At 76.3% G+C, this 10837-nt stretch carries 8 protein-coding genes; 3 read left to right on the forward strand and 5 right to left on the reverse strand.

Going from position 1 to position 10837, the window contains the following annotated elements; all coding sequences use genetic code 11:
• Window positions 1–105 precede the first annotated feature (105 nt).
• The 3 genes from ACFXAM_RS34580 to ACFXAM_RS34590 all read right to left on the reverse strand — a co-directional run bounded on the left by ACFXAM_RS34580 (window position 106) and on the right by ACFXAM_RS34590 (window position 2710).
• Window positions 106–549: a hypothetical protein gene (locus tag ACFXAM_RS34580; RefSeq protein WP_380297372.1), complete on the reverse strand. Its 444-nt coding sequence runs from the start codon at window positions 547–549 to the stop codon at window positions 106–108.
• Window positions 550–895: 346 nt separating this feature from the next.
• Window positions 896–1516 carry a DJ-1/PfpI family protein gene (locus ACFXAM_RS34585; protein WP_380297373.1) on the reverse strand — a complete coding sequence of 207 codons (621 nt, stop codon included), beginning with the start codon at window positions 1514–1516 and terminating at the stop codon, window positions 896–898.
• 573 nt (window positions 1517–2089) lie between these two features.
• On the reverse strand, window positions 2090–2710 hold the full coding sequence (locus ACFXAM_RS34590; RefSeq protein WP_380297374.1) for a LysE family transporter: 621 nt from the start codon (window positions 2708–2710) through the stop codon (window positions 2090–2092).
• A 214-nt stretch (window positions 2711–2924) separates the two neighbouring features.
• On the opposite strand from ACFXAM_RS34590, the gene ACFXAM_RS34595 reads away from it, so the two are divergent.
• Complete coding sequence (locus ACFXAM_RS34595) at window positions 2925–3401, forward strand: hypothetical protein (RefSeq protein ID WP_380297376.1); 477 nt, start codon at window positions 2925–2927, stop codon at window positions 3399–3401.
• Entirely contained in the window at window positions 3398–6934 is a 3537-nt protein-coding gene (locus tag ACFXAM_RS34600; protein ID WP_380297377.1) for a tetratricopeptide repeat protein, read from the forward strand. Before ACFXAM_RS34595 ends, ACFXAM_RS34600 begins: the two co-directional genes overlap by 4 nt.
• Before the next feature lie 36 nt (window positions 6935–6970).
• Here the strand turns inward: ACFXAM_RS34600 and ACFXAM_RS34605 are convergent, their stop codons facing one another.
• Window positions 6971–8287: a cytochrome P450 gene (locus ACFXAM_RS34605; protein ID WP_380297379.1), complete on the reverse strand. Its 1317-nt coding sequence runs from the start codon at window positions 8285–8287 to the stop codon at window positions 6971–6973.
• A gap of 86 nt (window positions 8288–8373) precedes the next feature.
• Between ACFXAM_RS34605 and ACFXAM_RS34610 the strand changes: the two genes are divergently transcribed.
• Window positions 8374–8874 (forward strand): hypothetical protein, encoded by a 501-nt coding sequence (locus tag ACFXAM_RS34610; RefSeq protein WP_380297380.1) that lies wholly within the window; start codon window positions 8374–8376, stop codon window positions 8872–8874.
• A gap of 94 nt (window positions 8875–8968) precedes the next feature.
• Here the strand turns inward: ACFXAM_RS34610 and ACFXAM_RS34615 are convergent.
• Window positions 8969–10837: M28 family peptidase (locus tag ACFXAM_RS34615; protein ID WP_380297382.1), on the reverse strand; the 1869-nt coding region annotated here is incomplete at its 5' end.

Raw genomic sequence — 10837 nt, forward strand, 5'->3', positions numbered from 1 at the left:
CCCTCGGACGAGCGAGGGGGCGCCGCCCGGGGCCGTGCGGGGCGGCCGGGCGTCGAGGCAGCGGCAGCATCCCGGCTCCCGGCACCCGCCCTGCCGCCGGGCCGGTCAGCGGCCGTTGCCGAAGGTGCCCCGGGGGCCGGCCGGTTCGGCGCAGGCCCGGCAGACCATGCGCGAGTAGACGGCCGCCGGGCCGCGGACCACCGCCTCGACGCCGCCGTCCGGGGACCGCGTCCCCGCCGCCCGTCCGCAGAGGTGGCACCTGCGCAGCGCCTGCGCCTTGGTGTAGCAGTCCCAGCAGACCAGCCGGTCCGCGGCCTCCGCCAGGACGACGGTCGGCTGCGGGGCCGCCAGGTGGCCGCAGTGGCGCAGGGTGCCGTCCCCCTCGGCGCGGAGCATCACCGCCCGGGTCTCCCGGAACCACGGCGCGGCCCGGTCCGGGGTGGTCCGCACCGGGGCCGGGCGCCCCGACGCGAGGAGCAGGCGCTCGGCGTGCTCACCGGCGGCGCGGATCTGGTCGATGACGGCGAGCTGGGAGGGGTCGTCGCTCATGGGCACGTCCTTGTGCGAACGATGGAAGGATGGGCGGGCAACGGTTCGTGGGAGGGGCGCTCGCGCTGCGGCACCGCTCCCGGTCTCCACTGTCCTACCCGTCTCCCGCCCCGCGCCTCCCCGGCAGCGGGGGTGTCGGCGCGCGCCCGGGGCGCACACTCCGGCCGCGCGCCGGTGGGGGCGCGCAGAGCGGGGGACCCCACCGTGGGCCACGACGAGCCGGGCCGTCGGAGGGAACCGCCGTGGGCGAGCCGGATGTGCGTGCAGCCCCCAGCCCGATGTCGAGCGTCACCGGGTCGACGCCGGCCCGCCACCTAGCGAGGTGGAACTGCCGGGGCGGCGGGCCTCAGCCGAGGGTGGCGGCCCGTTCGAGCACCTCGGCCGGGGCCTTGGCCACCGAGCCGGTGTCGAACGGGGGTTGCGGGTCGTACTCGGCGTAGAGCTGGATCGCCTGGGCGGTGGTCTCGTCGGTGAGCAGGGCGGAGAGCCGGACGGCCATGTCGATGCCGGACGAGACCCCGGCGGCGGTGATCAGCCGGTCGTGCCGGACCACCCGGTCGGCGGTGTAGACGGCGCCGTGGGACTCCAGTTCGGCGGTCGCCGACCAGTGCGTCGTCGCGGTCAGGCCCTTCAGCAGACCGGCCGCGCCGAGCACCACGGCACCGGTGCAGACCGAGGTGGTGAACCGGGTGCCGGCGTGGATCCGGCGCACCCAGTCGAGGAAGGCGGGATCCGCGAGCATCGGCCGGATGCCGCCGCCGCCCGGGATCAGCAGGACGTCACAGCGCTCCACCTCGGAGTACGCGGTCGGCACGTGCACCGGCAGCGCCCCGAACGTGTCCCGGACCAGGCCCGGTTCGCCGGTGACGAAGCGGACGGCGGCACCCGGCACGAGCGCGAGGATCTCGTAGGGGCCGATCGCGTCGAGCGGTTCGAAACCTTCGAAGAGCGGGATCACGATGTCCATGCGCCGCAGCATAGCCGCCACCCGCTCCGGGCGTCCCGCCCGTCAGCCGTCACGCCCGATGCTGCGGCCGCGCGGGGCGGGGCGGCACCGACGGCGCCCACCGGGCGGCGTTCCCCGCACGAGGCCGCGCCCCCCGGCGTCGGCGGCCCGGTCCGGGGAGCCCTCGCGACCGTCGGTCCTTGCCGTGTCGACGGGCGGCAGCACGATTTCCCCGGCGCGGCCGGCCGGTTGATCGCGCGCAGGGCCCCGATGTCGCCGCCGACCCGTACGCCCGCCGGAGCTGCCGCGCTGCGGTGGCTCGCCCTACCGCCTGCAGCCGAGGTGCCCTGGGCCGGTCGGTTCCCTTCTTCCGTCGATCGGGGCCGCCGCGCACGCCTGCGCCGTCGAGGGCGCCGGCTTTCGGGTGGAGTTGCTGGTCGGTTGACTGCTTGTACGAGCCTGCCTGTTGCCGATGTCGCTGCCATTGCCGGGTACGCCCGCCGGAGCCGTCGCTGCGGTGGCCCGCTCTCGGAGTTCCGCTCTGCCGCCCGCCGCCGAGGTGCCCTGGGCGAGGTGGTTCGGCCCGCTGTCGGTTCAGGCCGCGAGGGCGAGGCGGAGTGCCAGGGCGAGGACGACGGCGTTGCCGGCGAGGCCGGTGAGGAGGCGGGCGCGGGGGCCGGTGAGGGTGCGGCGCAGCAGGGCGCCGCCGCACGCGAGCAGCGTCTGCCAGCCGGCCGAGGCGGCGAACGCGGCGAGGGCGAAGACCAGTCCCGGCCCGAGCGGGCCCGGGCCGGTGCGGCCGCCCACCACCAGGGCGGTGAAGTAGACCACGGTGAGCGGGTTCAGCAGCGTCAGGCCGAGCAGGGTCGCGTAGGTGCGCCACGGCGAGGCCGCGATCGGTGGCGGTGCGCCGCCCTCCAGCCGGTGGGCGCGGACGGTCGCGCGCAGGCCGTGGACGGCGAGCAGCACGAGGACCCCGGCGGCCGCGATCTCCAGCACGCCCGCGGCCGGTGCGATCACCGGCGCGAGCGCCGCACCGCCGAGCACCGCCACCAGCGCGTAGAGGCCGTCGGCGGTGGCGACGCCCAGGGCGGCGGCCAGGCCCCGGCCGAGCGAGACGCGCGAGGCGAGGGTGACGACCAGCACGGAGATCGCGCCGACCGGCACGGCGACGCCATAGCCGGCGAGGAGCCCGGAGAGCAGGGCATCGGTCATGGCGGTGCGGTCCGTTCTGACGGGGCGGCACGGACGTCGGAGAGCCGGGAGCGTAGCCGCGAACGACGCGGCCGGCCACCGCATTTCCGCCGGTTTGACGCTGTCCGGCGAGTGCGGGATAAGTGGGATTCCGCCGAGGCGCGTCGGCGCGCATGCCGGGCGCGCACACCGGGCGCGAGGGGCGGGCGGTCTCGTGGGACAGGGGGAGAGCCGGATGAGGCAGGGACGGAGATGGTGGGTGGCGGGGCTGGTCGCGGTCCTGGCCTTCGCCGCCGTGTGGATCCTCGTGGGGGCGGTGGGGCCGCTCCGCGGGGTGCGCGACGCCGGGGCGCGGCTGACCCTGGGGGCGGCCGCGGGGGCCGTCGCGGGCGGACTGGCGGCGCTCCGGGGCAGGTCCCCCGCCGGGGGCGAGGGGCACCGGGAGGTCTCCCGGCAGGCCGTCGTGGGCAGCAGCGTGGGCGGCGATGTCGTCCAGATCACCGGGGCGCGGGGCAACGTCAGGATGACCGTCCGCAACGGACCGGCCGCCCCGCCCCCGCCCCTGCCCCCGTCCCCGCCTCCGGGCGCGGCGCCGGTGGCCACCCCGGCCGCACCGGCCGCCGCCGGGGGCCAGTTCGTCGAGCGTTCCGCGGTCGGGGGTTCGGTCGTGCAGATCGACGGCGTGACGGGTGATGTGGAGGTCGAGGCGTGATCGGCCGGAAGCGTTTGCGGCAGGGCGACCAGTGGGTGGCGGACTCGGTCGTCCACGGCTCGGTCTTCCTGGTCAAGGACGTCTCCGGGGACGTCGACATCACCGTCCACAACGAACGCCCGCTGTACAAGCTGGACGCCTTCCCGCTCGACCGCCGGGTGCTGTCGGTCGAGCGGGCCCGTCTGCAGCCCGCGCGGCTGCTCCACTCCCGCTTCGAGGTCGTGGACTTCACCGGCCGCCGGTCCGAGCTGGCCCGACTGGCGGCCTGGCGCGACAGCGGTGAGCCGGTGTCGGCGCTGCTGCTGCACGGGGTCGGCGGCCAGGGGAAGACGCGGCTCGCGACCGAGTTCGCCCGCAGGAGCCACGCGCTCGGCTGGCGGGTGCTCCAGGCCCGGCACGCGAGCGACCCGGCCGACGGGCCGCAGCGCGGTCCCGGCCGCCTGGACGGCGCGCCCGTCCCGGGCGGCACCGGAACGCTGCTGGTCGTCGACTACGCCGACCGCTGGCCTGCGGCCGACCTGCTGGAACTGTGCGCGGACGCGACCCGCCAACCGGACCGCACCAGAGTGCTGCTGGTCGCCCGGGCGGCCGGGGTGTGGTGGCAGACCCTGGCCGGCAACGACCTGGAGCGGATGGAGTTCGACACCGGCCGACTGGAGCTCGGCCCGCTGGCCGACGAGACCACCGGCACCACCGGACCTACCGGCACCACCGGGCCGGACCGCACCGACGGCAACACCCCCCTCGCGCTGTTCACGGCCGCGTGCACCCGCTTCGCCGAGGCCCTGCGCATCACCGGCCTCGACGACCTTCCGCCGCCCCGGTCCGTGGCCGAGGACGAGGGCTTCCGTGAGGCACTGGCCGTCCACATGGCGGCCCTGGCCTGGGTCGACGCGGTCCACCGGAGCCGGCGCGACGGGTCCGCGCTTCCCGAACTGGCCAGTCCCGCACAGGTCTCCGCCCATCTGCTGACCCGCGAAGGCGCCTACTGGCGCGACCTCCACCGGCACGGCCGGACCCGAGCCGACCAGATCGAGCTGGGCCGGGGCGTCTACGTCGCGGCCCTGATCGGGCGCCAGACCCACGACGACGCCCTGGAGGCGGTCGCCCGGGCGACCGCCGGCAGCGGCGCGCCGTTCCCGCCCGACCGGCTGCTCCGCGATCACGCCACCGCCTACCCCGACTCCTCCGAGACCCGTCCCGGCCCGGACGGCGGCGGCGCGACGACCTTCCTCGAACCGCTGTACCCCGACCGCCTGGCCGAGGACTTCCTCGCCCTCTCGGTCCCGGGTCAGCGCACGGTGCGCACCTACGAGCCCGACCCCCGGTTGACGCTCGTCCCGGCCCGGCTGCTCGGCACCGGCGATTCGGAGCAGGAGCGGCTCTGGACCCGGACCGCCCTGACCGTGCTGTCGGCCGCCGCCGCCCGCTGGCCCCATCTGACGGAGCAGCAGATCGCCCCGCTGCTGGGTGCCCGCCCGGTGCTGGCGGTGCGCGCGGGCGGCGCCGCGCTCGCCGCGCTCGCGGACCTGCCCGACCTGCCCCGGGAGGTGCTGGAAGCCGTCGAGGCCCGGCTGCCCGCCGGCCGTCACACCGACCTCGACTCCGGCTCCGCCGTGGTCGCCTTCCGGCTGGCCGTCCACCGCCTCACCGGTACCCAGGACCCCGTCGCGCACGCCGTGGTCCGGCAGGGTCTGGTCCTGCGGCTGACGAACGCGAGCATGGACGCCCAGGCGCTCACCGTCGCCCGGGACGCCCTGCCCGTCTGGCGGCTGCTCGCGGAGGCGGACCCGGACACCTACGAGCGGGGGCTCGCGGGAGCCCTGGTGTGCCTGGCGGGCCTGCTGCCCAGGGCGGGGGGCTCGGGCGAGGGCCTGTCGGCGGCCCGGGAGGGCGCCGGCCTCTTCCGGCGGTCGCTCGCGGCCGATCCCGGCGCCGCGGACCTCCGGGCCGCGCTGGCCGGGGGGTTGAGCGTCCTGGCGGACCGGCTCTCCGCGGCGCACCGGGTACCGGAGGCCCTGGCCGCCGCCCGGGAGGCGGTGGCGCTCCACCGGCCGCTCGGCGAGGCCGACCCGCGCGCCTACGGCGACGGCTTCGCCGCCGCGCTGGACGGCCTCGGCGTCGTGCTGTCGACGGTCGGCCGGTACCGGGAGGCGCTGGAGCCGGTCCGGGAGGCCGAGGCGATCCTGCGGGGGCTCGCCGAGGCCGACCCGGCGCGCTACGCCCCCAACCACGCCCGGGTGGCCGCCAGGCTCGGCTTCCTCCTGACGAGGACGGGGCGCAGCGAGGAGGCCGTGGCCCGGGCGCGCGGAGCCGTGGAGACCTACCGGCCGCTGGCCGGGGCGAACCCGGCGGTCTTCGAGTCCGATCTCAACGCGGCGCTGACCGACCTCATCGAGTCACTGTGGCAGGCGGGACAGCGCGAGGAGGCCCTGATCCGGGCGCGGGAGGCCGTGGACATCTCCCGGCGGCTCGCCGGGGCCGACCCCGCGACCCACACCCCGGCCCTGGCCGCCGATCTGCGCCGGCTCGGCTCCCTGCTCTCCCGCAGCGGCCGGCGCCACGAGGCCGTCGCGCTGCTGGAGGAGGCCGTGGCGCTCGGCCGCGGGCTCGTGGAGTCGGACCCCGACGCCCATGCGTCCGGGCTCGGCGCCGCGCTCGGCAGCCTGGGGGAGCTGCTGTGGTGGGTCGGCGAGCCGCAGGACGCGCTGGCCAGGACCCGGGAGGCGGTGGAGGTCCTCCGCCTTCTGGCGGGCCGGAACCCCGCCGTGTACCGGCCGGCTCTGGCCAACGGCCTCAACAGTCTCGGCATCGCCCTGTGGCGGGCGGACCTGCCCCGGCCGGCGGTGGACGCGGCCCAGGAGTCCGCGGACCTCTACCGGGAGCTGGCGCTGGAGGACTTCGCCGCCCACGGGCCCGGGCTCGCGATGGCGCTGAACAACCTGTCGGCGCGGCTGCCGGAGGTGGGCCGGTTCGAGCGGGCGCTCGACCTGGCCCGGGAGTCCGTCGACCTCCGCAGCCGGCTGGTGACGGCCAACGCGGCCGCCCACGCACCCGGTTACGCGATGTCCCTGGCGACCCTCGCCTCCCTGCTCGGGGCGATGGGGCGGCCCGGGGACGCCGTGGCCCCGGCCTGGCGCAGCGTCGCCGTGCGCAAGGACCTGGCCGGCACCGAGCCGGCGGCCCACCGGCCCGGCTACGGGCGCTCCCTCGGCGTCCTCGCCGGCGTCCTGCTGGCGGCGGACCGGCCGCGGGAGGCGGTCGTTGCGGCCCGCGAAGCCGTCGCGGTCCACCGCGCGCCGGGTGCGGGCGACTCCTCCACCCGCCGGCCGGACGACCTGGGCCTGGCGCTGGGCATCCTGGTGTCCGCCCTGATCGACGCCGGAAGGGCGGCTTCACCGGATGCCCTGGACGCGGCGCTGGAGGGCGTGCGGATCTTCGAGCGGCTGGCCCACGGCGAGCCGCAGGAGTACGGCGGGAAGCTGCGGGCCGCCCGGTCGCTGCTGACGCGCGTGCGGGACCCGCGCGGCTGAGGAGCGCGGGCGTCCGCACCCGGGGAGGCCCGGCGCTCAGCGGCCGCCGGTCGCCGTCAGGACGGCGGGCGTCGGGCCGTCCGGGCGGACGGTGATGCCGTAGGCGGCGCCCGGCGGGGTGCTCAGGAAGCGCACCTCGTGGGCGGGGAGCAGGAGTTCGAGCAGGGCGCCGGACTCGCGCAGGGCGAACTGGGTGCCCAGGCAGGCGCGGGCGCCCAGGCCGAAGGGGAAGTAGGCGCCGAGGTGGGCGGGGCGGGTGCCGCCGCCGGTGAAGCGGGTCGGGTCGAAGCGCTCCGGGTCGGGCCACAGCGCCGGGTCGCGGTGGGTGAGGTAGGGGCAGACCAGCAGGTCGGTGCCGGCCTCGATGCGGTGACCGGCGAGGGTGTCGTCGGCGAGCGCGTGCCGGGGGAGGATCCACGCCGAGGGGTAGAGCCGCAGGGTCTCGCCGACCAGCGCCTGCACCGCCTCGCGCCGTTCGGGCGAGCCCTCGGGCCCGGCCGCGAGGGCCCGGGCGCGGGCCTCGGGGTGGGCGTCGAGGAGCAGGTGCAGCCAGGTGAGGGTGGTGGCGGTGGTCTCGTGACCGGCGACCAGCAGGGTGACGAGCTCGTCGCGGATCAGCCGGTCGGTGTACTCGGGGTGCTCCTCGGCGGCGTCGAGCAGGTCGCGCAGCACCCCGGGGCCGTCCGGGCCGTCCTCGCGGCGGCGGGCGGCGTCGATGGCGGCGTGGGCGACGGCGTCGATCCGGGCGAGGTCGCCGGCGAGGGCGTCGCGGGCGTGGTCGCCGTCGGGCAGCTGGGGGAGGGCGGCGACGACGGCGGTGATGCGGTCGAGTTCGCGCTCGGTGGCGGCGTCGAGCGGGTGGCCGGTGAGCGCGCGCCAGATGGTGTCCAGGGCGAAGTGGCGCATCTCCTCGCCGATGTCCACGCGCTCCCCGGTGCGGGCGTACCCGGCCCAGCGGTCGGCGGTGCGACGGGCCGCGGCGGCGATCCGCTGCTCGTAGCGGCGCATCCCGGGGCCGGTGAACTGGGCCTGGAGCGTGCGCCGCTGGCGCTTCCAGGCGTCGCCGGTCGCGGAGAGCACGCCGTCCCCGGCGATCGCCCGGGCGCGGTGCGAGCGCTTGACGTAGCGCTCGGGGTGCCGGCCGAGGACGTGCTGGACGGCCTCCGGGTCGGTGACCAGGACGGTGGGCCGCGGGCCGATCCGGAACGCGGCGACGCCGCCGAGCCGCTGCCGGGTGCGGGCCAGCAGCTCGATCAGCTCGGCCTCCTCGGTGCGCCACTCCTCGACCGCCTCGGGCGGCAGTTCGGGCACGGGCCCTGCGGACGGGGAGCCGGGGTTCGTGGTGGCGGTCACACCGCCGACTCTACGGCAGGGGCCGTTCGTTCCGCCGTGCCTTAGGGTCACCCGGACACGTCCCCCCGAGTCCCGGAGCGTCCGCAGTGCCCACCCGCCGTCAGAAACTCCTCGTCCGGTTCGTGCCCCTGGCGGCCGCGGCCCTGGTGGCCTCCCTGGCCGCCGCGGGCCTCGGGGTGCTCGTCCTGCGGGACGGCGATCGCTGCGGCAGTGGCCAGGAGGCCAGGCTCGCCGGCCTCGCCGGGCTGGAGGAGCTGCGCCTGGCGCCCGCGGGGGTCAGGCCGGACGGTGAGGCCGTCTCCACCGAGTGCGTCGACGGCGACGGCGAGAACCTGCTGGTCGCGGCCGTCGGCTACGACCACCCCGGCAGCCCGGTCCGGGTCCAGGAGTACTACGCGGCCGAACTGACCGCCCGCGGCTGGACGCCCGGGCGTGCCACCCGGATCGGCGAGGCCTGCTACACCCGGCACACCGCCGCGGGCCCCACCGTGCTCCGGGTCGGTCCGCCGGACGCCCGCGCGGCCGGGGACCACTACGCGCTGGTCGCCGGGGCCGCGATCGAGGGCGAGGCCGACTGCTCCTGGTGAGCCCGCCGCCGGAAAAGGCGGCGGTGCCGCGGTCCGTCCCCCTCGACGAACCGCGGCACCGCCCTTATCCCGTCCCGGAGACGATCCGGTCCGCTCAGATCGCCTGCCAGAGGGCCGGGACGATGTTGGGCTCCCAGCCCACCTGGGCCGTGTGGCCCTGGAGGCACCGGTAGCTGACGCCGTTCCAGGTGACGACGTCGCCCGCCTGGTACGTGGTGCCCGGGGTCCAGCTGCCGCCACCGGGGCCCGGGTCGGAGGTGACCACCAGCGAGTAGCTGCTGGTGTGGGAGACCGAGCCGGTGCCGGTCACGGTCAGGTTGTACGTCCCCGTCGGGACCGACGAGCCGACCGCGATGCTGAGCGTCGCGGAGCCGCCGGACTGCACCGAGGACGGGCTGACCGTGGCGGTCACCCCGGCCGGCGCGCCGGACACGGCGAGGTTCACCGTCTGGGCGGAGCCGGAGGTGGTCTGGGTGCTCACCGTGGCGGTGGTGGACTCACCCGGCTTGACCGAGCCGGTGGCCGGGTTGACGCCGACCGAGAAGTCGTTGCCCGGGTTGGGGCCGCCGCCGACCGAGGTCTTCCACAGGGTGTAGGCGACGCCGTCGGCGCTGCGGTCGAGCACGGTGGCGTTGATGTTGCTGGTGGTGTCGCACGACGAGTGGTAGCAGGAGTCGTACGCGCGGCCCGCCGTGCCGCCCCACTTCGCGGCCTGGGCGTTGGTCTTGGTGGCGCTGGCGCCCGCCGCGTAGCCCGAGGTCGGGATGCCGGCCGACTGGAACGAGGCGTCGTCCGAGCGGCCCTGGCCCTCGACGTTCTCCTCCGGCTGGAGGTTCAGCGAGTCCCAGTAGGCCTTCATCGGCGCCGAGGTGGTGGAGTTGACGTTGTTGATGAAGTAGCCGGCGTTGGGCGAGCCGACCATGTCGAAGTTGTAGTAGCCCTTGATCGCGCTGCGGGCCGTGGAGCTCAGCTGGCTCACGTAGTGCTTGGAGCCCTGCAGGCCCTGCTCCTCACCGGTCCACCAGGCGAACCGCACGTGGCGGGTGAGGGTCGGGTTCTGCTGCGCGAGGACGAGCGCGTTCTCCAGCAGGACCGCCGAGCCGGAGCCGTTGTCGTTGATGCCCGGGCCGGCGCTGACGCCGTCCAGGTGCGCGCCGAACATGGTGACCTGGTCGGCGGGGCCGCCCGGCCAGTCGGCGATCAGGTTGTTGGCCTGGTAGGTGCAGGTGGTGCAGGTCTGCTCGGTGACCTGGTAACCGGCCGCCTGGAGCTTGGCCTTCACGTAGGCCAGCGACTGGCTGTAGCCGGAGGTGCCGGTGCGCCGGTTGCCGCCGTTCTGCGAGGCGATGCTGTTGAGCTGGGCCAGGTGCGCCTGGACGTTGGTGACGCTGATGTCGGGCGCGTTGCCGCCGGGGTTGCCGCCGCCGACCGTCAGCGTGTACTGCGTGGTGTGGGTGACCTGGCCGCTGGCGGTGACCGTGATCACGTAGCTGCCGGGCGCGGTGGTCGCGCTGGTGGAGACGGTCATCGTGGAGGACGCGCCGGTCTGCACCGAGGACGGGCTGAAGCTGACGCTCGCACCGCTCGGGGCGCCGGAGGCGCTCAGGTTGACCGACTGGGCGCTGCCCTGGGTGACCTGGGTGTTGACCGTCGCGGTGGTCGAGGAGCCGGGCTGGACCTGGCCGGAGGTCGGGTTCAGCGAGAGCGAGTACTCGTTGGTCTGGCCGCCGGTGCAGGTCGGGTCGCCGGTCTGGGCGGGGACGCTGACGGCGTCCCAGGCGGCCTTGGTGCGGGTGAACAGGTTGCAGGTGGGGTCGAGGTTCTTGGCGGCGGTCAGGGTGGTGGTGCGGTAGCGCTTGTAGGTCATGCCGCTGGTCTTGAGCAGCATGCCGCCGTAGAAGATCCGGCCGGCGTCCTTGATGCCGACGCCGGTGACGGAGGAGTTGTTGCAGGTGGGGCTGGT

Origin of the sequence: Kitasatospora sp. NPDC059462 (assembly GCF_042749955.1) — a bacterium.
Classification (GTDB): domain Bacteria; phylum Actinomycetota; class Actinomycetes; order Streptomycetales; family Streptomycetaceae; genus Kitasatospora.